Origin of the sequence: Pantoea sp. RIT-PI-b (genome assembly GCF_001187905.1) — a bacterium.
GTDB lineage: Bacteria > Pseudomonadota > Gammaproteobacteria > Enterobacterales > Enterobacteriaceae > Pantoea > Pantoea nemavictus.
Genome location: NZ_LGIS01000016.1, coordinates 109,522 through 134,524, shown reverse-complemented (window position 1 = coordinate 134,524; position 25,003 = coordinate 109,522). Strand labels below are relative to the sequence as shown.

General features: G+C 54.2%; 22 protein-coding genes and 1 pseudogene. 11 read left to right on the top strand and 12 right to left on the bottom strand.

Annotation, left to right across the window (positions count from 1 at the left end):
- Positions 1 to 131: 131 nt before the first annotated feature.
- The 3 genes and pseudogenes from AC790_RS24175 to AC790_RS10230 all read right to left on the bottom strand — a co-directional run.
- Positions 132 to 257 (bottom strand): annotated as a pseudogene (locus AC790_RS24175) (HipA N-terminal domain-containing protein); the annotation flags it as partial.
- Between the two features lie 20 nt (positions 258 to 277).
- Positions 278 to 520 carry a type II toxin-antitoxin system antitoxin HipB gene (gene hipB / locus AC790_RS10235; protein WP_049851704.1) on the bottom strand — a complete coding sequence of 81 codons (243 nt, stop codon included), beginning with the start codon at positions 518 to 520 and terminating at the stop codon, positions 278 to 280.
- Positions 521 to 667: 147 nt separating this feature from the next.
- The gene (locus tag AC790_RS10230; protein ID WP_049851703.1) at positions 668 to 1,345 is read right to left on the bottom strand and encodes a TetR/AcrR family transcriptional regulator; all 678 of its coding nucleotides are present in this window, start codon (positions 1,343 to 1,345) and stop codon (positions 668 to 670) included.
- Positions 1,346 to 1,424: 79 nt separating this feature from the next.
- Here AC790_RS10230 and AC790_RS10225 point away from each other — a divergent pair, with 79 nt between their 5' ends.
- Positions 1,425 to 2,945, top strand: a complete 1,521-nt coding sequence (locus tag AC790_RS10225; RefSeq protein WP_049851702.1) for an MDR family MFS transporter — start codon at positions 1,425 to 1,427, stop codon at positions 2,943 to 2,945.
- A 7-nt stretch (positions 2,946 to 2,952) separates the two neighbouring features.
- Here AC790_RS10225 and AC790_RS10220 read toward each other — a convergent pair whose 3' ends face one another.
- Positions 2,953 to 4,371: an amidohydrolase family protein gene (locus tag AC790_RS10220; protein WP_049851701.1), complete on the bottom strand. Its 1,419-nt coding sequence runs from the start codon at positions 4,369 to 4,371 to the stop codon at positions 2,953 to 2,955.
- Positions 4,372 to 4,377: 6 nt separating this feature from the next.
- Entirely contained in the window at positions 4,378 to 5,346 is a 969-nt protein-coding gene (locus tag AC790_RS10215) for an ABC transporter substrate-binding protein (RefSeq protein ID WP_049851700.1), read from the bottom strand.
- Between the two features lie 507 nt (positions 5,347 to 5,853).
- Here AC790_RS10215 and AC790_RS10210 point away from each other — a divergent pair.
- Positions 5,854 to 6,828 carry an isopenicillin N synthase family oxygenase gene (locus AC790_RS10210; protein WP_007889007.1) on the top strand — a complete coding sequence of 325 codons (975 nt, stop codon included), beginning with the start codon at positions 5,854 to 5,856 and terminating at the stop codon, positions 6,826 to 6,828.
- Between the two features lie 239 nt (positions 6,829 to 7,067).
- Complete coding sequence (locus AC790_RS10205) at positions 7,068 to 7,619, top strand: C40 family peptidase (RefSeq protein ID WP_007889009.1); 552 nt, start codon at positions 7,068 to 7,070, stop codon at positions 7,617 to 7,619.
- A gap of 416 nt (positions 7,620 to 8,035) precedes the next feature.
- On the opposite strand, the gene fhuE is transcribed toward AC790_RS10205, so the two are convergent.
- Complete coding sequence (gene fhuE / locus AC790_RS10200; RefSeq protein WP_072093418.1) at positions 8,036 to 10,198, bottom strand: ferric-rhodotorulic acid/ferric-coprogen receptor FhuE; 2,163 nt, start codon at positions 10,196 to 10,198, stop codon at positions 8,036 to 8,038.
- A gap of 462 nt (positions 10,199 to 10,660) precedes the next feature.
- Between fhuE and AC790_RS10195 the strand changes: the two genes are divergently transcribed.
- The 5 genes from AC790_RS10195 to AC790_RS10175 all read left to right on the top strand — a co-directional run bounded on the left by AC790_RS10195 (position 10,661) and on the right by AC790_RS10175 (position 13,962).
- The gene (locus AC790_RS10195; protein ID WP_049851699.1) at positions 10,661 to 11,749 is read left to right on the top strand and encodes a YncE family protein; all 1,089 of its coding nucleotides are present in this window, start codon (positions 10,661 to 10,663) and stop codon (positions 11,747 to 11,749) included.
- A 116-nt stretch (positions 11,750 to 11,865) separates the two neighbouring features.
- Complete coding sequence (locus AC790_RS10190) at positions 11,866 to 12,759, top strand: dihydrodipicolinate synthase family protein (protein WP_049851698.1); 894 nt, start codon at positions 11,866 to 11,868, stop codon at positions 12,757 to 12,759.
- 121 nt (positions 12,760 to 12,880) lie between these two features.
- Entirely contained in the window at positions 12,881 to 13,096 is a 216-nt protein-coding gene (locus AC790_RS10185) for a YdgH/BhsA/McbA-like domain containing protein (RefSeq protein ID WP_007890154.1), read from the top strand.
- Positions 13,097 to 13,292: 196 nt separating this feature from the next.
- Positions 13,293 to 13,508, top strand: a complete 216-nt coding sequence (locus AC790_RS10180; RefSeq protein ID WP_007890153.1) for a YdgH/BhsA/McbA-like domain containing protein — start codon at positions 13,293 to 13,295, stop codon at positions 13,506 to 13,508.
- A 142-nt stretch (positions 13,509 to 13,650) separates the two neighbouring features.
- Complete coding sequence (locus tag AC790_RS10175; RefSeq protein WP_007890152.1) at positions 13,651 to 13,962, top strand: cupin domain-containing protein; 312 nt, start codon at positions 13,651 to 13,653, stop codon at positions 13,960 to 13,962.
- Here AC790_RS10175 and AC790_RS10170 read toward each other — a convergent pair.
- Positions 13,959 to 14,708, bottom strand: a complete 750-nt coding sequence (locus AC790_RS10170) for an IclR family transcriptional regulator (protein WP_007890151.1) — start codon at positions 14,706 to 14,708, stop codon at positions 13,959 to 13,961. The genes AC790_RS10175 and AC790_RS10170 overlap by 4 nt on opposite strands.
- 137 nt (positions 14,709 to 14,845) lie before the next feature.
- Here AC790_RS10170 and AC790_RS10165 point away from each other — a divergent pair, with 137 nt between their 5' ends.
- A complete protein-coding gene (locus AC790_RS10165; RefSeq protein ID WP_072093417.1) occupies positions 14,846 to 15,979 on the top strand; it encodes an MFS transporter in 1,134 nt (377 codons plus the stop codon).
- Between the two features lie 199 nt (positions 15,980 to 16,178).
- On the opposite strand, the gene betA is transcribed toward AC790_RS10165, so the two are convergent.
- Genes betA through betI form a run of 3 tightly spaced genes read right to left on the bottom strand, consistent with a single transcriptional unit; the run spans position 16,179 to position 19,972 of the window.
- Entirely contained in the window at positions 16,179 to 17,858 is a 1,680-nt protein-coding gene (gene betA, locus AC790_RS10160) for a choline dehydrogenase (RefSeq protein ID WP_049851696.1), read from the bottom strand.
- Positions 17,859 to 17,873: 15 nt separating this feature from the next.
- Positions 17,874 to 19,346 carry a betaine-aldehyde dehydrogenase gene (gene betB, locus AC790_RS10155; protein WP_049851695.1) on the bottom strand — a complete coding sequence of 491 codons (1,473 nt, stop codon included), beginning with the start codon at positions 19,344 to 19,346 and terminating at the stop codon, positions 17,874 to 17,876.
- Between the two features lie 32 nt (positions 19,347 to 19,378).
- A complete protein-coding gene (gene betI / locus AC790_RS10150; protein WP_007890147.1) occupies positions 19,379 to 19,972 on the bottom strand; it encodes a transcriptional regulator BetI in 594 nt (197 codons plus the stop codon).
- A gap of 156 nt (positions 19,973 to 20,128) precedes the next feature.
- On the opposite strand from betI, the gene AC790_RS10145 reads away from it, so the two are divergent.
- Complete coding sequence (locus AC790_RS10145) at positions 20,129 to 21,703, top strand: BCCT family transporter (RefSeq protein WP_049851694.1); 1,575 nt, start codon at positions 20,129 to 20,131, stop codon at positions 21,701 to 21,703.
- Between the two features lie 34 nt (positions 21,704 to 21,737).
- Here AC790_RS10145 and AC790_RS10140 read toward each other — a convergent pair whose 3' ends face one another.
- Entirely contained in the window at positions 21,738 to 22,430 is a 693-nt protein-coding gene (locus tag AC790_RS10140) for an N-acetylmannosamine-6-phosphate 2-epimerase (RefSeq protein ID WP_049851693.1), read from the bottom strand.
- Positions 22,427 to 23,986: a maltose/glucose-specific PTS transporter subunit IIC gene (locus AC790_RS10135; RefSeq protein ID WP_049851692.1), complete on the bottom strand. Its 1,560-nt coding sequence runs from the start codon at positions 23,984 to 23,986 to the stop codon at positions 22,427 to 22,429. The genes AC790_RS10140 and AC790_RS10135 overlap by 4 nt, the downstream gene beginning before the upstream one ends.
- Positions 23,987 to 24,140: 154 nt before the next feature.
- Here AC790_RS10135 and AC790_RS10130 point away from each other — a divergent pair, with 154 nt between their 5' ends.
- Entirely contained in the window at positions 24,141 to 24,968 is an 828-nt protein-coding gene (locus AC790_RS10130; protein WP_007890143.1) for a MurR/RpiR family transcriptional regulator, read from the top strand.
- Positions 24,969 to 25,003: the final 35 nt, after the last annotated feature.

Sequence of the window (25,003 nt, the reverse complement as noted above, 5' to 3'; positions counted from 1 at the left end):
GCTAGAGAAAAATTATTTTTGCAGGCGTGCCAACATGCGCAAGCTGTTCTCAAACAGGGATTCAGCGATATGCAGCGGAAAATCCTTGGACAGGGTTTTCGCCACGCGTTCAATTAACTGCGCCATTTTGGTCGCTGTAATGGTGATGAAAGTGATAGCGGCCTCGCCAGCCTATTTCCCAACCAGCCAGGATCGTACTGAAACGTATGTGCACCGTTGGTATTGCGAGTAAGTACACCAACTCGTTCGCCGTTCATCCGGGTGATTAATTTCTGTTTCACCAGTCATCCTCCTGAGCTGGCGCAGCGTCCTCGCCTTTTTCCTGCACACCCATGCTCACATCAAGCGATTGTAAAATCTTGAATAAGGTTGCCAGCGTGGTCAGATCGGGATTGTTTTCAAAGTGAGAAATGGTGGATTGCTTGAGACCCACTTTTTGCGCCAGTTCACTTTGTGTCCATTGGTTCTTCTGTCGAATCAGCCTGACATGATTTGCAAGTTGGCGTGGACTGTAAATCATTTCGAATTCTCATCGTAGTGAAGCATGATTGAGGGTGATTATCCTCAGTAGCGGATATAGGTGACCTTATCCCTTAGAGAGGATGAAAGATTTGTACTCGGCCATTTTTGGATAACCAATTGAAATATAGGAGATACTATTCAATCTCTAAAATGCGGCGAGTTTTTTTGGTTTTATCCCCTGACAAAACAGACTCAAGGTATGCTGGACGATGATGTCGCGATTGTAAGCGGGATCGTTAGCAAAGCGGGTGAAGGGCACCAGCACCAGGCTGAGAATCGACGTCATCAGCAGCTGTGGCTCCAGATCCGCATTGAGTAATCCTTGCTGCTGCCAGCCCTCAATCAATTTTTTCACTTCATCACGCTCGCCGTGACCAAAGCGCTTTTTAATGTGCTGGCCTAAACCCCCTTCGCCTTGCATCACTTCCTGCATCCACAGCGGGGCAAACCAGTTATAGGTGGTGACAATATCCGCCACTTCACGGATAAAGGCGCTAAAAGTGGTGACAGGGTCACGTGGGTCGTCCATGAAGTGGGAAACCAGCCGCTGACGTAACGGTAAAAAACGCTCCTCGACCACAATATCCAGTAGCGATTCACGTGATTGAAAATAGTAATTGAGCATCGCCGGGCTGACACCTGCTTTGCGCGCAATCGCATTGAGCGATGTCTCGCCAATACCGCTTTCAGCATACAGCTCCAGCGTGATATCCAGCAGGTGCTCGCGCTGCTGCACGTTGATCGCACCGCCGCGTGGACGACCCGGGCGGCGTGGTTTGGCAGCATTGGCCATTTTGTCAGCAGGGACTTTTTGTGCGGTCATCTTTACTCGCTCACTTGATTCATGTCAGACTGCGATCAATATTAATTGTGTATTTAATTAATTTCAATTGGTGTCTGTTATGAAACCCCAAACACGCGCGCCGCAGTCGGACCGCAGGGAGGAGAATCCTCCTTCCGTCCGTTTACTGATGAGCGCTTTATTACTGGTCATGCTGCTCGCTGCATTGGATCAAACCATTGTCTCAACCGCATTGCCCACCATTGTCGGCGAACTGGGTGGATTGGATCGCCTGTCGTGGATCGTTACCGCCTATATGCTGGCCTCCACCATCGTGGTGCCGCTGTACGGTAAGTTTGGCGATCTGTTTGGCCGTAAAACTGTGCTGCAAATCTCGGTGGTGCTGTTCCTTATCGGCTCGGCGCTGTGCGGTCTGGCGCAGAATATGGAGCAGCTCATCTTCACGCGTGCGCTGCAAGGATTGGGCGGCGGCGGCTTGATGGTGGTGAGTATGGCCGCTGTCGCGGATGTCATTCCAGCGCAGGATCGCGGCAAATATCAGGGCCTGTTTGGCGGCGTCTTTGGTTTGGCGACGGTTATTGGTCCGCTGCTGGGCGGTTTTATCGTGCAGCACGCCTCATGGCGCTGGATTTTCTATATCAATCTGCCGCTGGGCTTGTTTGCGTTGGTGATCATCAATGCGGTGTTCAAAACCGACAATAAGCGCAAGCCGCACGAGATTGATTATCCCGGCGCAGTATTTCTTAGCATGGCGCTGGTCGGCATCACGCTGTTTACCAGCGAAGGCGGCACCTTGCGCGCCTGGTCCGATCCGCTGCTGTGGTGCATCCTGGCGTTTGGTATGATTGGGGTGATCGGCTTTATTTATGAAGAACGCCGTGCGTGGGAACCGATTATTCCGCTATCGCTGTTCCGCAATCGCAGCTTCTCGCTCGCCAGTTTGATGGCGTTTATCGTCGGTATGTCGCTGTTTGGTAGCGTCACTTTTTTACCGCTCTATTTGCAGGTGGTAAAAGGATCAACGCCGACAGAAGCGGGCTTACAGCTGCTGCCGCTGATGGGAGGATTACTCATCACATCTATCGTCAGCGGGCGCATTATTAGCCGCACTGGCAAATATCGCCTGTTCCCGATTGCTGGCACGTTGCTGGCCACCATCGGCATGGCGCTGCTCACCACGCTGACCCTTTCTGCACCGCTGTGGCATATCTATCTGTTTGCCTGCGTATTGGGCATGGGAATGGGGATGGTGATGCAGGTATTGGTGCTAGCGGTGCAGAACACGGTGACGCCAGACAGCATTGGCGTAGCAACTTCATCCGTAACGCTGTTCCGTTCAGTTGGCGGTTCGATTGGCGTAGCGCTGTTTGGCGCAGTGTTTAGTCAGGTGCTGAAATCGGGTCTGACGACGCTGGTGGAGCAAGGCAAAGAACTGCCGCGCGCGCTCGATCCCAATGCCGTGCATCAACTGCCGTATGACGTACAGCAAGCCTATCTTCAGGTGTTTGGCGGTGCGGTGCACGCTGCCTTCCAAATGGCGACCGGCGTGATGCTGCTGGCCTTTGTGCTTTCACTGTTTCTGCCAGAAGCGCCGCTGCGTAAGAAAAACACAGCGGCGTAAATACGGCTTATAAAACGCCCGCGCGCTGCTGCAATTTTTTCACCGCTTGCGCAGCGTCGCGGCCGAGTTCCGCTAGATCGCACCCTGGGATGACGTCATCCTGCATCAGCAGTTTCCCATCACAGATCAGCGCTTTTAACCGGGCGCGTCCGCCGCTGGCAACCGGGCCGATGGCGATATCATGCAGGCCGAAATAGCGCGGATCGTCCAGACGATAGACGGCAATATCGGCGGCCATGCCTGGCGCAATATGACCGGTGCGCAACCCCAACACCTGCGCACCACCGGACGTGCCCCAGCGCACTACCTCTTCAATACTGGCAGCATCGCCACCGCCCTCATAGGTTCCGCCCGCATAACGCGGCTGCGCCAGCATACCTTTGCGTACGCGCTGTAGCTGCCAGGCAGCATGGGTTTCGCTTTGCATATCTGCCGCTTCGTTCGATGCAGCGCCATCCACGCCAATGGAAATTTTCACGCCGGCGTGTTCCAGCGCCACTAAATCGGCAATGCCGCTGCCAAGACGCGCGTTACTTTGCGGGCAGTGTGCGATACCGCTACCCGCTGCACCCAGCATGGCAATCTCTTCCGGCAACAGTTTCACCAGATGCGCGAACCAGACATCGTCGCCAATCCAGTCATGCTCAGCGCAAAACTGCAGCGGTGTCATGCCAAATTTCGCCTGGGCGGCGTCGAGGTAATCAACGGTTTCGGAGAGATGACTGTGCAGGCGAATGCCGAGCTGGCGAGCCAGGCGCGCGCTTTCACGCAGCTCCTGCGGGGTGGTGGAGTGCAGGGTGGTGGTGGGCGCCATCACGATGCGGCGCATCGCCCGATCGTGCGGTTGATGATAGCGCGCCACCAGGCGATCAACATCAGCCATCATGCTGTGGAAGTTTTCCGGACGTAGCGCGGTGGGCAAGTCGCTCTCCAGCCCGCGCGTTTGCGTCGCGCCGCCGCGACACAATACGAAGCGTACGCCGAGTTTCGCGGCCTCTTCAAACAGGATGTCTGCACCGTCAAACGGCATATCGGGCCAATAAAGATAGTGGTGATCGGCGATGGTGGTGCAGCCGGAACGTACCAGCTCGACCAGACCGACGCGCGCGGCAATGCGAAACGTCTCTTCATCGAATGCGCCGCGAAAACGATACGGCGTCGCTGCAAGCCAGCCACCAAGGCTAAGATTCAGACCCTGCGGCTCGCCTTTAAGCAACGATTGAAACAGATGATGATGCGTATTGACCCAGCCGGGATACACCACGCAATCACGCGCGTCGATCACGGTTTCCTCACTGACGGCGTTGAGTTCACCCAATTCCACAATCAGGCCATCGCGGATGCGAATATCGCGCGCGCTGCTGCGTGGATGCTGTTTGTCGCCGGTCAGTATCGCAGCACAGTTTTTAATTAACAGATGGCTCATGTCACCTCACTCCGTTTTTGCCGGGACGAACTGCGTGCTAAAAGCACTCTGCCAATCGGTTGAGGCTTTCAACAAACCGGCGTTGACCATAAAGTCACGCGTCGCCTGCCAACGTTTATCCGTCATCACGCCCAGCCCCTGTTTCGCCGCATCGCCGCCGTCAATCAGGTGCAGCGCTTTCATTTGTGACACGCCAAAGGCCAGAATGGCATCGGTCATTTGCGGGTTCTCTTTTTTGATCAGCGCATTACCCGCCGCCGGATTGGCGAGGTAAGATTTCCAGCCTTCCATCGATGCGGTGACAAAGCGCTTCATCACGTCGGGCTGTGTTTGCAGCAAATCGTCACGCGTAACCAGGATGCCGCCGTACGCCGGATAGCCATAATCGGCAAACAGATAGAATTGGCTGTCGGGCTGGACGGCTTTGATTTGCTGAACTTCAGAGGTGGCGTAAGCCTGCTGCGCGGTGTTTTTATCGGCGAGGAAAGGTTGCATGTTGAAGGTATAAGTGCGCGCCTGACCATCCTGCAGCTGATATTTACCTTTGAGCCACGGCCACCAGCTGGCTTGACCACTGGCTGACACCAGCACGGTTTTGCCCTTGAGCTGATCCAATGACTTCACATCGCCATGGGTAACAATGCCTTGCGGATCGAACTGAAACGGCGCGGCTATCGCTTTGAGTGGGAAATGGCGTTCAACGCCCTGCAACACTTGCAGGTCATAGCTGACGATCACATCGGCGCGATTCGCCAGTAGCAGCGTCATGTTATTCAGCTGCGGGCCGCCGGAGCGCACCTCAACGTCCAACCCATATTTCTTATAGATGCCCGTCGCAACAGCCTGGTAATAGCCGCCTTGCTCCGCCTGCGCGACCCAGGTGGTTTGCAATACCAGTTTGTCTGCGGCATGCGACAGTGCAGAAGTGCTCAGTAACGCAATAAATAAAGAGAAACGGAAACGCGACATTGTCATAAAACCCCCAATAAACGTTGAGTTTGTTGTCGTCATCAGGGGATGCCAGCGTATGACATGCATCACGGTGCCTAAAAAGCACCGCCCCCTGACGAGGTACAGCTATTGCTGTAGAGCAATGTCCTGCGTGAATCTGATGTCACGCTGACCGCTTATACTCAGTGGGGATTTAGCAAAGCGCATGCCATGCATGTAACTCTATGAATATATTCTCTTTACAGTGGCGAGAAAGTCACATTTCTCTCAACCGTTGCGCATTAAAGATGCATCCTAACTCTTTTTGCACTTGTTTTGTGCAGGTGGGGCGCGTCACTGGATTCAACTCATTGATTCCACATGCCATGTGGAGCTGGCACAGGCTTTGCTTGGCTTAAAGTGAGTAGAAGCTGTCAGCCGTGGTTTCATTCGGTGGGTCATTGCTCGATCGCCTGTGGCATTCGCCAGGCGCGGGGATGACCGCCTTTTGCTGGCAGGTCATCCGTTATTGCTCAATAACGAGGTGCACTAATGGAAAAGACCACTTTTGCTATGCATGAACTGACCAAAGAATCGCGCATGGGCGCGCGCGGCATCGAGGCGGCGCGCGATGTGCGCATCATCGATCTCTCCAATTTTGCCGAACGTAAAGCGGAAATTGCCGATCAACTGTGGCAGGCCGCCACCGAAATTGGCTTTTTCCAGGTTTCCGGACACGGCATTCCACTCGACGATATCACTGCGGCCTTTGCTAATGCAGAACGCTTTTTTGCGTTGCCGCAAAGCGCTAAAGCTCGCCATCCGCTGCGCCGCAATGCGGGCTGGGAATATCGCGCACAAATTCGTCCTTCCACCGGCAAACCCGATCAAAAAGAGTCATATCAGGTAACGCGTCCGCGTATGGAAGGTTTATGGCCTGATGACGTTTTGCCCGACTTCCAGCACGATGTGCTGCAGTTTGAACGTCAGTGCTGGGAAGTCGGCATGCGTTTGCTTTCATGTTTTGCTCTGAAGCTAGGGTTCCCCGACGATTTCTTTGCTAAAGCGCATGAGCCTTCGCGCGAGACCTACCAAAGCACGCTGCGTATGCTGCATTATTTTGCCATCAGCGGTGAGCCAGATGGTCCGTGGCGCGCCGGTGCACATACCGATTTTGATTGCCTGACGTTGCTGTTCCAGCGCGATGGGCAGGGCGGTTTGCAGGTGTGTCCGGGCAGAGAGATGGAGGAGCAAATCTGGACGCCGATCCCGCCGCTCGAAGGCGTAATCACCTGTAATATCGGCGATATGTTAATGCGCTGGAGTGACGATAAACTGCCGTCAAATTTCCATCGCGTTAGTAATCCGCTGCCGGGAGAATCGGTGCCGGCGCGCTACAGCCTGGCATTTTTCTGCCAGGCCAATGAAGATGTCATTATTGAGGGACCGGAGAAAAAATATCCGCCTATTTCCGCGCAGGATTATCTGGCCCAGCGTATTAGCGCGAATTTCTCCGGCAAGTATTAAACTTACAGTTGTAAGCCGAAAGTGATGCCATTCTGTGCAGGAGAACAAATATTCTCCTGCACAAAAAATTAGCAGTGTGGAAAATAGATTTTTAACTCAAATACAAGATGTTACCGAAGCGTAAACTTAGGTAAAACCAAGCGGCAATTAAAAGATTTCAGCGCGAGGCTATTTATTTCTGCAACTTCTTTACGGTATAAATCACTCATCCCAGTTTCCCTCAGCGAAAACACCGACACATGATCAATTCTGCCGCCAGCAAAGTTATCGCCTGCCTGTTTATTTTCACCCTGGCCGGTTGTTCTTCTAAGTCTTCGCATGTGCCTGCTGAAGAGAGCGTTGATACCTCGGCAGAGGGCGGCAAGCAGCCCGATTTAATTCCGGTGATTGCCGCGCTGCACGATCAGATGCATTCGTGGGAAGGGACCAAATATCAGTGGGGCGGCACGCAATTAACCGGTGTTGATTGCTCCGGATTTGTCTGGCGCACGCTAAAAGATCGCTTCAATATTCCAATGGATCGCGTCACCACCAAAGAGTTAATTGCCATGGGCAAGCCGGTGGATCAAGCGCATTTACAGCCCGGCGATTTAGTCTTCTTCCGTATTAAACGCGAGCTGCACGTCGGCTTTTATGACACCGATCATCAGTTCCTGCATGCGTCAGTAAGCCAGGGCGTTATGCGCTCATCGTTAAATAATCCGTACTGGAAATCGGTTTATTTAGAGGCACGACGCTTGCCGAAAGAACAGAACTCTCAGATTAGTTTCAATTATAAAAACAAAGTCTGAATCGAGGTGCGCATTAATGCGCACCTCCGGGAATTGGGTCGCCATTTATGGCGTAATGCCGATCAGTTAAGCGCTGAGCGACTTTCGTTCGCCATCGGCTGAGGCAGTTTCAGTCATGCCGTGCGGCGACCGAGCAGAGGACGCCTGGCCGCGCCCTCTGCACTCCCGGGCCCTGCGCCAGCCCATCCCGCCGCTTCGCGGTGCCTTCGCTCTCTCGCGATTCCTGACGGACCGGCGGCGATTCGCTCCTGCTCAGCGCAGCCTCTCGCCGCATCCCTGCGGCTCGCCCTGGAATCCCTCTCTCGCTCAGCGGGTTGGGATGTCGCCTCAACACCCGCGCTGCAGCAGCAATGCCTATTCGTGAATTATCATCGCTATAACGCCTGTAGGGTTGCCATTCATGGCGACCCGGATGATCAGAACTGATACGAAACGCTGACTGAGTAGCTGCGCGGCGCGCCATAAACGTAGCTGTTCATGTAGCTGTAATATTCGCGGTCAAACAGGTTATCCACGTTTGCTTGTACCGCCACCTGTTTAGTGACCTGATAACGCGCAAACAGTGATGCCAGTGGAATACTGCCTTGATAAACGCGTACGGTATCGCCGCTGGCATTGGTGGTATCTTCAAACACGCGATTCTGCCAGTTCAGGCCGCCGCCGACCGTGAGATCCGGCAACATCGGCAGTTGATAACGCGTAAACAGTTTGAAGGAAGTTTGCGGCTGATAACTGTTGAAACGGCCATCTTTATCACGCGCCACGTAGCGAGTCGCACCAAAAGTGAGCTGCAGATTATCCGTTAGCGCACCGTTTAGCTCAAACTCCGCACCTTTACTCACCGCACCTTTTGCCGGCGCATAAGCCTGTTCGTTGCCGCTCAGGTAGACGCCATTAATCGCCTCACCGACGTTATCCTGTTCGATACGGAATATCGCCATCGTTGCCGTTAAACGACCATCATACCAGGCGGATTTCAGGCCGGTTTCATAGCTTTTACCGGTGACCGGCGACAGATATTTGCCGCTGGTATCGCGATAAGTTTGTGGCAGGAAGACCGAGGTATAGCTGCCGTACGCTGACCAGGTGTCGTTGATGTCATACACCAACCCGGCGTATGGCGTGGTGTTGTTTTTGGTCATGTTGCCGCTGCTGCCGTTGGTGCTCCACTGCGTATAGCGCGCGCCAATAATCAGCGACAACGGATCGGCCAGCGAGAAACGCGCGGCGGTGTAGGCCGATTTCTGGCGGATAGTATCGTCCGCATTCTGGTACCAACCTTGCCACTGTGGCTCGGCGATATTGCCGTTCCAGCTGTTATTGAAAATGCCCATATCGCCTGTGGCGATGTCATAGTTTTCCAGATCGGTAACGCCATCCTGGCTGTAGGTCGCGTTATGCTGGCGACTGTAGCTGACGCCCGCCATCAACTGATGCTGGCGACCAAGCAGTTCAAACGGGCCGCTGGCGTAACCGTCGAAGGAGTCCATCTGACGTTTGCCGCGATCCATGCTGCCGTAACCGGTGGTGCCTGCACCGCTATCCTGATCGGCACTGCCCATCACATACAGCAACTTATCGTTGAAGGTGTTTTCCGCGTGCGTGCCATTGACGTGAATGTTCCAACCGTTATCAAAGTTATGATCGATGTCGGCGAACACTTTGCGTGAATTGGTGTTGTAGCGCGCCCAGTTTGCCGCGGAGTTGAGGCTGCGATCGTAATGCGTGGTGGCGTTGTTGCTATAGAACATCGGCAAGCCGCCCCACGTAGGATTGCCGGTGTTGGCATCTTCGTAGTCGTAGCCCAGCGACAGCGTGGTGTGCTCGGTGATGTCGGCATCTATCACGCCGTAAAGGAATTTTTTGGTTTTATGGTAGCGGTCAAGCCAGCTGTCTTCATCGCTATAACCGGTTACTACGCGCCCGCGTAAGCTACCATCCTGATTCAGCGGTGCCGAGAGATCGGCAACGTAACGCTGTTTATTCCAGCTGCCATAGCTGGCGCTTACGCTGCCGGTAAAGGTTTTGCTGTCGGCGTGTTTGCGTACCATGTTGATCGAGGCTGACGGGCTTCCCGCGCCGCTCATCAAACCGGTGGCGCCGCGCACGATCTCAATCCGATCGTAAATCGCGGTATCAGACGCGGCATCACCGTAATTCCAGGTGTCATTGACCGAGGTTGGGATGCCGTCGAAAGAGAAGTTGCTGACCCTAAAGCCGCGTGAATAGTATTCCGAACGTTCGCTGTCGATCAGATTGGTGGAGATGCCGGTGGCATTGGTCAGCACATCGTTTACCGATTGCAGATTCTGATCCTGCATACGCTGCTGCGTTACCACGCTCAACGATTGCGGAACATCACGCGGAGTCAGCAGCATTTTGGTGCCGGCTCGCGTGGTTTTCACTGCGTAATCCTGTTTTTCATTGTTATCACCCTCGCCAGCGGCGGAGGCATCGACCACTAAATCTTGCTGATTCTCGCTGCTGCTGGCTGCGGCCTGCGCCAATGCTGGATTAAGCAGGGCATGAATCGCCATAGCCAGCATGGAGACGGTGAAGGTTTTCCTGATGCCTGACATAAAAATTCCTGTAGATAACGCAAGTTATATGAAGCTGATTCGCTTCAGTTTTTTATGGTGTGCGTCCTTACGCATCAGCCTAAGAGGGCAGAAGGAAGGTCGCGTAAGATGCCACTACGCATTTAATGAGAAGGCCAATGATAATCATTTGCTTTAAAGAATCTCGGAAGGTTTCATTTGTAATTGTAATAATATGTAAACATGAATTATATCAATAAGATATGCGTAGATATAACCCGTTAATAACTCACGTTTTCATTATATTGCTGGCAAATACAGGAAGTTTTAGCGCAAAAATTGGTTGAGAAAGGGCGTTAGCCTGCGCATGAAATAACGCAGGACAGCTTAAAGCGTCGAGAAAGTTGCTAAGTTCATGCTAATGCGTATGATTCTCATTCTTCTTGTATTCTTCCGTGCGCGTAGACGCGTAACGGAGCCGTTCATCCATTGATGGAGTTGAGCATGAAATCGTTATTTAGCCCGCGCAAAGCCGCCGTTGCCGCTGCAATCGTCGCCGCATGCAGCCTGACCGCATGCCAGGCCCCTGCTAAAAAAGCCGAAGCGCCAGCCGCCACCGCTAAGCCGGTTGATACTGCGCTGACCCAACGCACTTTAGGCGATGGCCTGTATGAAATGGCGTACTCGCCAGCTGCGAAAGCGTTATACGTTGCCAGCGCGCAGAGCTTTAAAGACGTCAACGGTGGCGTGATTTATCGTCTCGACCCCACTTCATTAGAGACGAAGGGCGTAACGCATACCGATCTGAAAAACTTCGGCACCGCGATTGATGAGCAAGGTAGCGTGTTCTACACCACCAACTCACTGGACGGCGCGATCTCAAAAGTGGATGCGAACAGCGGCAAAGTGCTCGAACGTTTAGTCTTCCCGGGCAAGAAAGATAAAGAAGGATATCCAGCAGGCGCACGTGAAGTGCTGTGGCATGGCAATGAGCTGTACGTTGGTCGCGTGGCCGATCCGGGTTATATCTCGGTAGTTGACGTGAAAACCTTCAAGCTGAAGGCCACCATCCAGAATGCGGGCAAATGGGTAACCGGCATCATCTATTCACCGCTGACTGAGCGCATTTACGCCACCAACGGCGCGGGCGAGATTCTGGTGATCAATCCACGTAACCACAAGATTGAGAAGCGCTGGACTGCAGGCGACGGCAAAGAGTACCTGTTCCTGAATATGGCGGAAGATCCTGCAACCGGTCGTCTGTTTGTCACCGACGATTCCAAAGGCAAAGCTACGCTGGTGTTTGATGAGCGCACCGGCAAAGTGATTAAACGTATTGAAGGTGATGCGCTGGGTATCAAGTTCAACGCCAAGCGTAATGAGATCTACATCAGCCAGCGCGAATCGAAGAAAGTGTTGCAGCTCGATGCGACAACTTACGCAGTGAAAAACAGCTGGTCGTTTGATAATAATCCAAACAGCCTGCTGATTGGCCCAGATAACAATACGTTGTATGTCACGTTGAAAGCGGAGTTCAACAAAGACTCCTCAACCAAAGGCCAGGATCAGATTGCACGTATCGCCCTGAAATAAGATTTTAGTTTCAGCGTAAAATCATGCCCTCGGAAGAGGGCATTTTTGTTTCTGATGGCTTATAACCTTGCTGGATATGATTTTTCTCACTTTTATCTCTCTATAAGGCGCTGGCTATGTTTACAGGACTGAGTGCGTTTCCACTAACTCCGCTGAATGCTTCAGGTATTGACGAAAAAGCGTTTCTCAACATCCTCAAACGCTTAACCGATGCGAAAGTGGATTCGCTCGGCGTGCTGGGTTCAACCGGCAGTTATGCCTATTTCACGCGTGAACAGCGCAAGCGTATTGCGACGCTGGCGGTGCAGCATGCGGATAATATTCCGGTGATGGTGAGCATTGGCGCGATGAGCACAGATGAAGTGTTGCGACTGGCAGATGATGCGCAGCAGGCCGGTGCCAGCGCGTTATTATTACCGGCGCTTTCTTACCAGAAACTCAGTGATGAAGAGGTGTTTGGGCTTTATCAGGATGTCACGCGACAGGTTTCGCTGCCGATCTGCATTTACGACAATCCTGGTACCACCCACGTTGTGTTTTCCGATGCGCTGCATGCGCGAATCGCTACGCTGCCCAATATCGCCTCAATCAAAATTCCAGGCGTACCGGCAGATATTGCCGCCGCCACGCAACGTGTAAAGTCGCTGCGCGCTCAATTACCCGCCAGCGTCACGATTGGCGTCAGCGGCGATGCGTTTGCGGGACCCGGTCTGATCGCCGGTTGCGACCTGTGGTATTCGGTATGTGGTGGACTGTTCCCGCGTACCGCCAAAGCATTGGCTGATGCTGCGATGACTGGAGATTTCGCGGCCGTTGCTGCCCAGGCGCAGCGTCTGGATCCGCTTTGGGCGCTATTTACCCGACACGGCGGCAGTTTGCGCGTCATCGCCGCGGCAGCGGGCATCCTGGGATTAACTGAGATGAATTGTTTACCGCGACCGTTGCGCTCGCTGGCGGCGGCGGATGTGGCAGAGATACAAAAAGTGATCGCCAAGCTGGATTTGGCATAGTTATAGTTAGCTGATTAACTGTGATCGCACTAATAGTTAATCTGGTAATAGTTTCAATGGTTATTATTGTTTCCATCGAAGGCGCACAGCTTTCACATCAAACAACCAAAGGAATATGACCATGAAAACGATTAAAACACTGACTATCGCTGCTGCCGCTGCTCTTTCACTGATGTCTGCTGCTAGCTTCGCACAAACTGTTTCAGCCACTTCACTTACTCTTGATGGTGCTGAAGCTAAAATTGCTGCGCAGGCTAAACAGAATGGCGAGCAGTACAAAATTTTGGAAGCCAGCAACGGTAATGTTGTGCATATGACTGCTGAACTTTACAAATAACGGATGGTTGCATACGGATATGCCAGAACAGGTCGCCTACGGGCGGCCTTTTTTGTATATGAAACCCATCTAAGCGTATAGTTACGTAAGTTATCGTGATCGCACTAATGGTTAATCTTGAAACGATAACTAGGGTTATTATTGTTTCCATCGAAGGCACACAGCCTTCTTATTTAAACCACTAAGGATTATGACCATGAAAACCATCAAAACACTGTCTATCGCCGCTGTTGCTGCTCTTTCAATGATGTCTGCTGCCAGCTTTGCACAGAGCGTATCCGTTGAGTCTTCTACCCTTGACGGTGCAGAAGCCAAAATTGCTGCTCAGGCACAAGAGCAGGGCGCTCAGTACAAAATTACTGAAGCTAACACCAACAACCGCGTACACATGACTGCAGAGCTGTACAAATAAGTTAGCTACACAAGTAGTTGTGTTAAGGCCGCCTACGGGCGGCTTTGCTGTTTCTGAATGTCCGTAAATGGTCTGCGTGTGTCCCGCGACAGCTCAATACTGTGTGTATCATCAACGCAGCACTTACTTAATCGGACATCGCATGAAAACCATCATCACTAAAAATTTCACCCCGCCCAAAGCCTGGCAAGCCTTAGACATCGCTAACTTCGCCGGCACCAGCGTGCGCTTACACTGGACGAATCAACCCTACAAATGGCATATCAATGATGGCGAAGAGGTCTTCGCGGTGCTGGATGGTGCGGTGGAAATGCATTACCGCGAAAGCGGTGACGTGAAGAAAGTGCTGCTCAATACGGGCGACATCTTTTACGCCAGCATCGGTACTGAGCATGTGGCACATCCGCAGGGAGAAGCACGCGTTCTGGTGATTGAAAAAGAAGATTCGATTTAACGCGCCAGCAGCGCCTCAATTTCCGCTTTTGCTTGTAGCAGTGCAGCCAGTAAATGCGCAAACTGCTCATCAAAACGTAATGCCGGTGCGGCAATGGCTAAGGCATAGCGCTCGCCGACGCCGGTTTGCAGCGCCACGCTGATGCCGCACACTCCGCGTGCATGTTCTTCGCGATCAACCGCATAACCCTGCTGGCGGATAATCGCTATCTCTTTAAGCAGCAGCTTACGATCCTGCATCGTCTTCCCGGTTCGAACCTCCTGCAACTGTGGCAGCAGCGCCTGCAGCGTATCTTCTGCTTGCTCCGCCAGTAATGCTTTGCCATGCGCCGCGCAGTGCGAAGGAAATGCGGTGCTGACCGGCGACGCCACGCGCAACTCCTGATCCGAAACCACCTGACTCACCAGCACGGTATGCGTGCCGCGCCAGACGCAGAGGTCAACCGTTTCGCGTGTGCGGCGTCCCAGCGTCGCCATCGCTGGCTGCGACAGCGTAATAATATCGGTATGTGCTGAGGCGGCAAGACGCGCCAGTGCCGGGCCGAGTTTGATGCCGTCGCTATCCTGCAATAAAAGCTGCTGCGCGATCAATGAAGACACCAGCCGATGCACAGTAGTGCGCGGCAGGTCGGTGATCTTCGCTAACGCGGCGATCGATAATCCCGCCGGACGATCTTCCAGCGCCCGCAGAATGGTTGCAGCGCGCGCAATAACTTGTGATCCATTACTCTCTGTTTCCACACTCATTTTTTATCATTCCGCGCGATTTTAGCTGGCATCACTATAGCATGTTGCGGTGCGGTGATTGACAGCGCTAGCAATTCCTCCAACACTGGTGTCCATTATTTGGTTTTATGTCCATTATTCGGACATCAGGAGAGTGTGTGTCATCCATTAAACGAACCGGCGCCTTTTCGCTGCTGGCGGTCAGCTGCCTGACGATTATGGTGGGATGTGTCATCGTGCCCGGCCTTAGCGAAATCGCCGCACAGCTTGGCGTCAGTAATATGGCCAACTGGCTGGTCACACTCCCTTCACTCGGCGTGGTGCTGGCGGGTCCGTTCGCGGGCCGCGCCATCGATCGCTGGGGCGCTTATACGCTTTTGCTGATCGGATTGCTCTGTTATGGCTTGCTCGGTGTCGCCGGCGCGTGGTTACCAGGCGCAGGGCTGCAAGTTATCGACCGTTTACTGCTGGGAGGCGCCACGGCGGTCGTGATGGCGGCGGGCACCAGCCTGATTGCCAGTTTCTACGCGGGAGAGACTCGCTTAGCGATGATGGCGCGGCAGGGCATGGCCATAGAGTTAGGCGGCGTACTGTTTCTTTTTCTGGGCGGCATTCTGGCTTCCATTAGCTGGCGCTGGCCCTATTTTCTCTATCTTTTTGCCTGGCTGATGTTGCTAATGGTGGTGATCACCGTGCCGCGTCCGCCGCAGCCGCCAGCTTCTCTGGAGATTAATCATTCAGCGCAGAACAGCGATCGCCAACTGCGCCCGGTGTTGCTGGCCGCGCTCTGTTCGATGATGTGCTTTTTTACCGCCGTCATTATGCTGCCGCAGCGCTTTGCCATGATGGGGATTGATGCCGCGCACATTGGTTATTTTCTCTCGTTTGTTTCGTTGGTGGCGGTGCTGGCGGCGGCGATCATGCCGGATGTCGCGCAGCGATTCGGCAGTTATACGACGTTAGTGATGGCATTTGTCTGTTATCTGCTGGCGCATCTGGAGTTTGCCGCGGCTCCTAACATGGTGCTGTTTATTCCGGGCGGTATATTGCTGGGGATGGGGTTCGGCTTGTCGATTCCGCTGGTTAATCATATGACGGTGAACATCAGCCAGCCACACGCAAGGGGGCGCCACCTGGCACGTTTATCGATGGCAATCTTCTCTGGTCAGTTTCTCGCGGCATTCATGGCCTGGCTGCCCGGAGGCTTCGCCAGCGCCTTTGTGGCAGCGGCGGTGCTCGCGGCAATCAACGTTTTTGCCATGGGCAAAGTTGGTCGGGCATCCTCCCTCTGATTAATGAATCGTGCGAAAAATGACCGCATGCGTGCAACGAGCGCTGTATGCAGTGATGCGAGTTTTATCCACAGGATAACGTCGACTCTACGCACGGGGATTGTGGATAACCTTGAGTGGTTGGTTTTTTTACGTGGAAGGCGGACCAATCCGCAGAAAAAAGGGTTCATATTCAATGAACCCTTTCAGCTTGATTTGATTACTGCGGCTGGCAGCGCACCGGCGCGCCATTGGCAACGTAGTAAGGCACTGTTACGCGCGGTAAAGCAGGACGACCACGAATCATATCGGCAATTTTTTCGGCGATCATTATGGTCGGCGCGTTTAAGTTACCGGTAGTGATTTGCGGCATGATCGAGGCATCCACCACGCGCAGAGCTTCAACGCCATGCACTTTACCGTCATTACCCACCACGGCCATGTCGTGATAGCCCATGGCATTCGAGCACGACGGGTGATAAGCGGTTTCTGCGTGTTCGCGCACGAATTTATCCAGCTCTTCGTCACTTTGTACCGCCAAACCCGGCGATATCTCGCGGCCACGGAACGGATCCAGGGCACGCTGAGCGATAATTTCACGGGTAAGACGAATCGCTGCGCGGAATTCACGCCAATCCTGATCGTCCGACATGTAGTTGAACAAGATGCTCGGATGCGCGTTAGGATCTTTCGACGTGACGTGAACGCGTCCACGGCTGGGCGATCGCATTGAACCGACGTGCGCCTGGAAGCTGTGCGTTTTAATCGGGTTCGAGCCGTTGTAATTAATCGCTACCGGCAGGAAGTGATATTGAATATTCGGCCACTCGAACTCTTCGTCAGAACGAATAAATCCACCCGCTTCAAACTGATTACTGGCACCGATACCGCTGCCATTAAATAGCCATTCGGCACCAATCGCAGGTTGATTGTGCAGTTTAAGCGCAGGCGCCAGTGAAACCGGCTGCTTACACTCATATTGCAGATACATTTCCAGGTGATCCTGCAGGTTGGCGCCCACGCCCGGCAGGTGGTGAACCAACGGAATATCCAGACTTTTCAATAAGTCCGCTGGACCTACGCCCGAACGCTGCAACACCTGAGGTGAGGCGATCGCTCCCGCGCACAGCAGCACTTCACGACGCGCACGCGCCTCATGCGGCACCTCTTTTTGCAGCCATTTGACGCCACAGGCGCGCTTGTTATCAAACACAATGCGGTCGGTCAGCGCGTGCACTTCTATCGTCAGGTTGGGACGTGAACGGGCCTGATCGAGATAGCCGCGCGCAGTACTGGCGCGACGGCCTTTCGGCGTCACCGTTCTGTCCATCGGACCAAACCCTTCCTGCTGATAACCGTTCAGATCATCGGTACGCGGATAGCCCGCCTGCACGCCGGCTTCCACCATCGCGTGGAACAGCACGTTATTGTCGGATTTAGGGGTGGTTACGCTTACAGGGCCACAATCGCCATGATAATCATTGCCACCAATATCGCGGCGCTCTGCGGCTTTGAAGTAGGGCAGGCAGTCGAGATAGCTCCAGTTTTCCAGACCCGGTTGCTTCGCCCAGTTATCGTAATCCATTGCATTGCCACGGATGTAGCACATGCCGTTGATCAGCGACGAACCGCCAAGTCCTTTGCCGCGTCCGCACTCCATGCGACGATTATTCATATGCGGTTCAGGATCGGTCTGATACGCCCAGTTATAGCGGCGTCCCTGCAAAGGGAAGGCGAGGGCCGCAGGCATTTGCGTGCGGAAATCCTGACGGTAATCCGGGCCACCGGCCTCTAATAACAGCACGCTGACGTTCGCGTCCTCGGTCAGGCGCGTGGCCAGCACGTTACCGGCTGAACCGGCACCAATAATAATGTAGTCATACTCCCTGGTGATGCTCATCATGCGTTCCTTCGATTAAAACACGGAGCTGAACGGGTTCAGTTCAACCTGGATAGATTTGATACGGGTGTAATGGGCAAGGGTTGAAATACCGTTTTCGCGGCCAACACCGGATTGCTTATAACCGCCAACCGGCATTTGCGCCGGTGATTCGCCCCAGCTATTGATCCAGCAGATGCCCGCTTCAAGGCGGTGGATCACGCGGTGTGCGGTGGCCAGATCTCGGGTTACCACACCCGCCGCCAGGCCAAAGTGCGTATCATTCGCGCGGCGAATCACTTCCTCTTGGTCGTCATAGGTCAGGATGCTCATCACCGGGCCAAAGATCTCCTCTTTGACGATGGTGTGATGATCTTCGCAATCGGTGAAAATGGTCGGCTGTACCCATGCGCCTTGCGCGTAGGCACCCTGCGTTTCGCGCGCACCGCCAATCAGGACGTTAGCGCCTTCCTGCTTACCGAGTTCGATGTAGCGCAGGACATTTTCCATATGCGCGAAGCTCACCAGCGGACCAAAATTTGTATCGGCATCCATTGGCTGACCGAGACGGATACGTTGAGCGCGCACCAGCAGCGCTTGTTCCAGCGCCGTTTTTTGCGAACGATGCACGAAGACGCGTGTACCGTTGGTGCACACCTGGCCGGAGCTGTAGAAGTTCGCCATCATGGCGATATCTGCGGCTTGCTCAATATCGGCATCCGGTAAAATCAGCAGCGGGGATTTGCCGCCCAGCTCCATGGTCACGTCTTTAAGCGTTGATCCTGCCGCACTCGCCATCACTTTTTTGCCGGTTTCGATGCCGCCCGTGAACGAGATCTTCGCAATGCGCGGATGTTCGGTCAGCCATTGGCCCACTTCACGTCCGGCGCCTTGTACCACGTTAAATACGCCGTCTGGCAGGCCGGCTTCGGTGTAAATTTCGGCCAGTTTCAACACGCTGAGCGGCGTGACTTCGCTTGGCTTGAAGACCATTGCGTTGCCGGCAGCCAGCGCCGGTGCAGATTTCCACAGCGCGATCTGAATCGGATAGTTCCACGCGCCGATACCCGCCGTTACGCCCAGCGGCTCACGACGTGTATAGAAGAAGCTGGTGTCGCGCAGTGGATACTGTTCACCCTCGATGATGGTCGCCAGTCCGGCGTAATACTCCAGCACATCGGCGCCGGTGACGATATCCACGGCGGAGGTTTCAGAGTAGGGTTTGCCGGTATCGAGGGTTTCCAGCTCCGCCAGCTCGTCATTGCGTTCACGCAGGATAGCAACGGCTCGCAGCAGAATGCGCGAGCGCTCGGTGGCGGTCATTGCCGCCCAGATACGCTGGCCGCGCTCAGCACTGGCTACCGCACGTTCGACGTCGGCTTGCGTGGCACGTTGTACCTGTGCCAGCACCTCGCCGTTGGCGGGGTTGATGGTTTCAAACGTCTCTTTGCCACTGGCATCGGTCAACTGACCATCAATGTAGAGTTGTTGTAGGGGATACTTTGCCATTCTTGTCTGTTCCTTAGCTTTTGGCTCTTTTGTTACGCAACTGGCAGCATTGCCAGTTTTTCCTCGACATAGTCGCGGGCGATCGAACATGCCTGCTCTACATCAAAATCCTTTCCGGTCAGACTGCCGCGCAGCCACAGGCCATCAATCAACGCCGCCAGTCCACGTGCCGATTTGCGCGCCAGCTCTGGCGACATCACCTGGCGAAACTGCCAGCAAATATTCGAGTAAAGACGCCGATCGTTAAGGCGTTGCAGGCGGCGCAGTTCGCTGTTGTGCATACTCGCGGCCCAAAAGTCGAGCCAGGCGCGCATTGAATTGGCGCTGGTTTGGCTGGGATGGAAGTTGGCATCGATGATGGCAAAAAGCTGCGCGCGAACATCTTGCCTGGGGGCGTTGGCCCGGCATTCCGCAATGCCATCGCGCAGATCGCGCAGGATCTTGCGCATGGTGGCGTTTAACAATCCCTCTTTGTCACCGAAGTAATGACTGACGATACCGGTAGACATGCCGGCCTCCCTGGCCACCTGCGACAGGGTGATTCCCGCCAGCCCTATGTCGCCGATGGTTTCAAATGCGGCGTTAATCAGCTGCTCTTTGCGTTTTTCGGGAATTTCTTTGCGCACCGTCAAGACTCCGCTTGTTTTTATTGGAATGTTTATTGATTGATTGAACGTTCAATCAATGTACTTTATGCTGCATAAATGTCAAATAAATGTGGTCGAATGTTAACTATATGTTGCCATCCGGAACCGCTGTTTACCTGTACCAGGAAGAGAACCATGACAGTGAAGAGTCATAGCCCCATCAAAGTAGAAGAAGAACCAATCCGCGTTAACTTCGCGGTGTTTCTGAGTTCAGCCAGCGTGATTCTGGTGCTGGCCTTTATGATCGTGCTGTATCCCTCGGCGAGTCAGAAATGGCTAAACCACGCCCAACTCTGGGTGGCGGATATGTTTGGCTGGTATTACATGCTGCTAATGGTGGTGTGTATGGTGTTTGTTTTCTGGCTGGCGTTATCCCGCTTTGGTCAACTCAAACTCGGCCATGACGATGAAAAACCGCAGTTTGGCTATGCCTCGTGGGTCGCCATGCTGTTCTCGGCGGGCATTGGTATCGCGCTGGTCTATTACGGTGCTTATGAACCGCTCGACCATTTCCTGCAACCGCCGGAAGGTCAAGGTGGAACGGTTGAAGCGGCGCGTCAGGCGATGGCGATTACCTTCTTACATTGGGGCCTGCATGGCTGGGCGCTATACGCCTTAATCGCCACGGCGCTGGCGTGGTTTGCCTATCGCCGCGATCTACCGCTCGCCTTGCGTTCCGCGCTCTATCCGCTGTTTGGTAAGCGGATTCATGGCTGGATTGGGCATTTGGTTGATAGCTTTGGCATCCTGGTGACGGTGATCTCGATGGTGACCAACCTCGGCATCGGCGCGCTGCTGGTGAACTCCGGCCTCAACTATCTCTTCCACATTCCGCAAAACACTAACGTGTTGATGATATTAATCGTGCTGATGATGGTCGTGGCGACGCTGGCGGCAGTGACCGGAGTAGAGAAAGGGATTGCGATGTTATCCAACATCAACGTCGGTTTTCTTTGCCTGCTGTTGCTGTTTGTGTTCGTTGCCGGACCGACGATGACGTTGGTCAACGGCATGATGCAAAACGTCGGCGATTATCTGACTTCGATTGTCGGCAAGAGCTTCAATCTCTACCTGTATGGTAAAGCGCGCCAGTGGCAGGGCGCCTGGACGCTGTTCTACTGGGCGTGGTGGGTTGCCTGGGCGCCCTTTGTTGGTCTGTTCATCGCGCGTATTTCCAAAGGCCGTACGATTCGCGAATTGATCTTCGGTGTGCTGTTGATTCCGCTCGGCTTTACTCTCGCATGGCTGTCGCTGTTTGGTAATACTGCGATCAGTCTGGTGCTGGAGGGCGGTCATGCCATTCTTGGCCAGGTGGCGCTGAGCGATCCGCCGATGGCCGTGTTCAAACTGTTTGAGTATCTGCCGTTTACCCAGTTGGTCGCCGGATTCACCATCCTCATCAGCTTCGTGCTGTTCCTGACGCCAGTGGATTCCGGCACGCTGATGATTGCCAATCTATCAAGCAAAGGCGGCGGCGTGAGCGACGATGCACCGGCATGGCTGCGTATCTTCTGGGCATGCGTCACCACGTTGGTGTGTGCCGGTTTACTGTATGCGGGCAGCTTCAGTGCGATGCAAACCGCGGTAGTGCTGTGTGGATTGCCTTTCTCACTTGTTATCGTGCTGTATATGGCAAGTCTGTATAAAGATCTAAATCAGATGGCACCGTCTGAAGTTGCCGCCGTGGTGAATGAGAAAACCACGCAGTAACCCGTTAAGGTGCCCAGTGATGGGCACCTTATGGTTATTCACTGATGGCATTCACAAAGCGGCGGGTAATCTGCTGTGGGCGGGTAATCGCGCCGCCCACCACCACCGCGTGCGCGCCCAACGCCAGGCAATGCGCCGCCATTTCTGGTGATTCAACATTCCCCTCGGCAATCACCGGCACGGTTACCGCTGCCAGCACCTCGCGCAGGAAACGGCAATCATCGGCCGCCAAATAACAGCCTTGTGTTTCCTCGGTGTAACCGTGCAGCGTGGTGCCGATACAATCAAAGCCTAGCTGCGAGGCCTGACGCGCCTCTTCTACCGTCGCAATGTCGGCCATCAACAGTAACTGCGGATAGCGCTGACGAATCGCCGCCACCAATTCTGGCAGCTGCAACTCGCCGGGGCGTGCATGCAGCGTGGCATCCAGCGCCATCATCGCTGGATTGGCAACCATCAACTCATCCACTTCGCGTAAGGTGGCGGTGATGTAGACATCGCTGCCGGGATAATCGCGTTTGATGATGGCGATAATCGGCAGATCCACGGTTTGCATAATCTGCTGCACGTCGATCAGGCTGTTGGCGCGAATCGCCGCTGCGCCACCTTCCATCGCGGCTAATGCCATGCGCGACATAATAAAAGGGCTGTGTAGCGGCTCATCTTCCAGAGCCTGACACGAAACCACCAGTTTTCCTTTAATCTGTACCAGCATCGGTGCTTTCATAGCGCAAGTAACTCCTCTACTTCATTTTTGATAATGGTGACGTGCGGGCCGTAAATGACCTGTACGCCTTTGCCACGTTGGATCACGGCGCGTGCGCCAGTGGCTTTCAATCCGACCTCATCCAGTTTGCTGCTATCAATGAGCGTGATACGCAAGCGCGTCGCGCAGCAATCCAGTTCGCTAATGTTCTCTTTGCCACCCAGTGCAGCGATCACCTGTTGCGGACGCTCGCCGGCCACCATCGGCGCGCTTTCAAGCTGCGCATCTTCACGGCCCGGCGTTTTGAAATTGAAGCGGGTAATCAGCAGGCGGAAGGTGAAGTAATAGAGCAGGAACCACGGCACGCCGACCAGCGGGATGTACCACCAATGGGTTTTGGCTTCGCCCTGCAACACGCCGAACAGGATGAAATCGATCAATCCGCCGGAGAAAGTTTGGCCAATGGTGATGTGCAGGATGTGGGCGATCATAAATGCCAGGCCATCGAACAGCGCGTGAATGACATACAGCACCGGCGCGACAAACAGGAATGAGAACTCGATCGGTTCAGTGATGCCGGTCAGGAAGGAGGTCAGCGCCGCAGAGAGCAACAAGCCGGCGACGCGTTGGCGGTTTTCCGGTTTGGCGGTGTGATACATCGCCAGACATGCGCCAATCAGGCCAAACATCATGGTGATAAAGCGCCCCGACATAAAGCGCGACGTGCCAACGTAAAATTGCTGGGTAGCGGGATCGGCAAGCTGGGCAAAGAAGATGCGCTGCGTGCCTTCCACCAACTGCCCATTGATCACTTCGCTGCCACCGAGCGCGGTGGTCCAGAACGGCAGATAAAAGATGTGATGCAGGCCGAACGGGCCGAGCATGCGCAGCACGAAGCCGTAGATAAAGGTGCCAAAATAGCCGGTGGCATCAACTAAGCCGCCAAGGCCAAAAATCAACTTCTGGAAATGCGGCCAGACGATGGTCATCGCCGCACCCACCAGAATAGCGACGAACGAGCTGATGATCGGCACGAAGCGCGAACCGCCAAAGAAGCCGAGGAACTGCGGCAGGGCAATCTTGTTGTAGCGGTTATGCAGCATGGCGGTCACCAGCCCGATAACCACGCCGCCAAACACGCCGGTCTCCAGTGTCTGAATGCCGAGCGCCATTCCTTGTCCCACCGCGCTGAGATTGTCCTGCGCCAGCACGCCGGTCAGCGTCAGCAGCGCATTGATGGTGGCATTCATCACCAGATAGGCCAGAAGAGAGGCAAGCCCCGCGGTGCCTTTGTCACTTTTCGCTAGCCCGACTGCGACGCCAACCGCAAACAGCACCGCCAGGTTGGCGAACACCACGGAACCGGCACTCGCCATGATGGTGAAAACGCCTTGTAACCAGGCGACATCGAGAAAAGGGTAAGCCTTAACGGTATTAGGATTGGAAAGGGCACCGCCAATGCCCAGCAGCAAACCGGCGGCGGGTAAGACGGCAATAGGCAACATAAACGACTTGCCAAAGCGTTGGGCTTTTTCAAACCAACCGCCTGAAGAGGTAGCGCTGAACAGTGATGACATAAATTTTTATCCCTGAAGTATGCTTGTGGTAAAAATTATTACCACAATCTAATTCATCGGTTGAAAATTTCCATCATTATTGTGATAGCTTTCACTTATGCCCTAATCTGCTGCACACTGTGCCGCATAAATGACGTGTAGAAGGAAGGTAGCCGTGACGGACAATGAAAACATCTTGCTACACCTGCGCCAGGCGTTGCCGGGCTATAGCCCAACGCTGCAAAAGTTGGGCGATTTTATTCTCACCGATGCGCAAAAAGTGTTGTATCTCACCATTACCGAGCTGGCGCGCGAAACGGAAACCAGTGAAGCCAGCGTGACGCGTTTGTGCCGTCATCTGGGCTGCAAGGGCTATACCGAATTCAAAATGGCGCTGGCGCTGGATGTGCAGCACAATCAGCCCGCAGCGATGGCCAGCGGTGACAGCATCGATATGCTGGTTGAGGAGACGGTGCAGGCGCTGCGTGATACCGGAAAATTCATCAACCGCGAGGTGCTGCAGCATGCGGTGGAGGCGCTGCATCAGGCCAAAACCATCCAGATTTATGGCGTGGCGGCCAGCGCGATTACCGGTGAATATCTGCATTATCGTCTTTTGCGCCTGGGAAAATCGGCGCAATTATTTGGTGACATGCACCGCGCGGCGATGAATGCTTCGACGCTGCAAGAGGGCGATTTGGTCATCGCTATCTCGGCATCTGGCTCGACGAAGGATGTGATGCACGTGGTGAAAGTGGCGAAAAAGCAGCATGCGCGCGTGCTGATGCTGAGTAATACGCTGCGCAGCCCGATGGGCAATTTAGCCGATATGTTGCTGGTGGCGGCGCGTCCGGAAGGGCCATTCAACGCGGGCGCGTTGAGCGGCAAAGTGGGCGCGATGATGCTGGTAGAAGTGTTGATTAATGAATTAATGACGCACGATGCGCGTTACCTGGCGGCCAGCCAGCAAACGGCCAGCGCAACCTTGCCGATGCTGATCTGAGTTATATGCTTGACGGTCGCCATGAATGGCGACCC

Excerpts from the sequence above, each read along its gene's own strand:
- hipB (WP_049851704.1), bottom strand. The coding sequence starts at position 520 with ATGATTTACAGTCCACGCCAACTTGCAAATCATGTCAGGCTGATTCGA.
- AC790_RS10230 (WP_049851703.1), bottom strand. The coding sequence starts at position 1,345 with ATGACCGCACAAAAAGTCCCTGCTGACAAAATGGCCAATGCTGCCAAA.
- AC790_RS10225 (WP_049851702.1), top strand. The coding sequence starts at position 1,425 with ATGAAACCCCAAACACGCGCGCCGCAGTCGGACCGCAGGGAGGAGAAT.
- AC790_RS10220 (WP_049851701.1), bottom strand. The coding sequence starts at position 4,371 with ATGAGCCATCTGTTAATTAAAAACTGTGCTGCGATACTGACCGGCGAC.
- AC790_RS10215 (WP_049851700.1), bottom strand. The coding sequence starts at position 5,346 with ATGACAATGTCGCGTTTCCGTTTCTCTTTATTTATTGCGTTACTGAGC.
- AC790_RS10210 (WP_007889007.1), top strand. The coding sequence starts at position 5,854 with ATGGAAAAGACCACTTTTGCTATGCATGAACTGACCAAAGAATCGCGC.
- AC790_RS10205 (WP_007889009.1), top strand. The coding sequence starts at position 7,068 with ATGATCAATTCTGCCGCCAGCAAAGTTATCGCCTGCCTGTTTATTTTC.
- fhuE (WP_072093418.1), bottom strand. The coding sequence starts at position 10,198 with ATGTCAGGCATCAGGAAAACCTTCACCGTCTCCATGCTGGCTATGGCG.
- AC790_RS10195 (WP_049851699.1), top strand. The coding sequence starts at position 10,661 with ATGAAATCGTTATTTAGCCCGCGCAAAGCCGCCGTTGCCGCTGCAATC.
- AC790_RS10190 (WP_049851698.1), top strand. The coding sequence starts at position 11,866 with ATGTTTACAGGACTGAGTGCGTTTCCACTAACTCCGCTGAATGCTTCA.
- AC790_RS10185 (WP_007890154.1), top strand. The coding sequence starts at position 12,881 with ATGAAAACGATTAAAACACTGACTATCGCTGCTGCCGCTGCTCTTTCA.
- AC790_RS10180 (WP_007890153.1), top strand. The coding sequence starts at position 13,293 with ATGAAAACCATCAAAACACTGTCTATCGCCGCTGTTGCTGCTCTTTCA.
- AC790_RS10175 (WP_007890152.1), top strand. The coding sequence starts at position 13,651 with ATGAAAACCATCATCACTAAAAATTTCACCCCGCCCAAAGCCTGGCAA.
- AC790_RS10170 (WP_007890151.1), bottom strand. The coding sequence starts at position 14,708 with ATGAGTGTGGAAACAGAGAGTAATGGATCACAAGTTATTGCGCGCGCT.
- betA (WP_049851696.1), bottom strand. The coding sequence starts at position 17,858 with ATGAGCATCACCAGGGAGTATGACTACATTATTATTGGTGCCGGTTCA.
- betB (WP_049851695.1), bottom strand. The coding sequence starts at position 19,346 with ATGGCAAAGTATCCCCTACAACAACTCTACATTGATGGTCAGTTGACC.
- AC790_RS10145 (WP_049851694.1), top strand. The coding sequence starts at position 20,129 with ATGACAGTGAAGAGTCATAGCCCCATCAAAGTAGAAGAAGAACCAATC.
- AC790_RS10140 (WP_049851693.1), bottom strand. The coding sequence starts at position 22,430 with ATGAAAGCACCGATGCTGGTACAGATTAAAGGAAAACTGGTGGTTTCG.
- AC790_RS10135 (WP_049851692.1), bottom strand. The coding sequence starts at position 23,986 with ATGTCATCACTGTTCAGCGCTACCTCTTCAGGCGGTTGGTTTGAAAAA.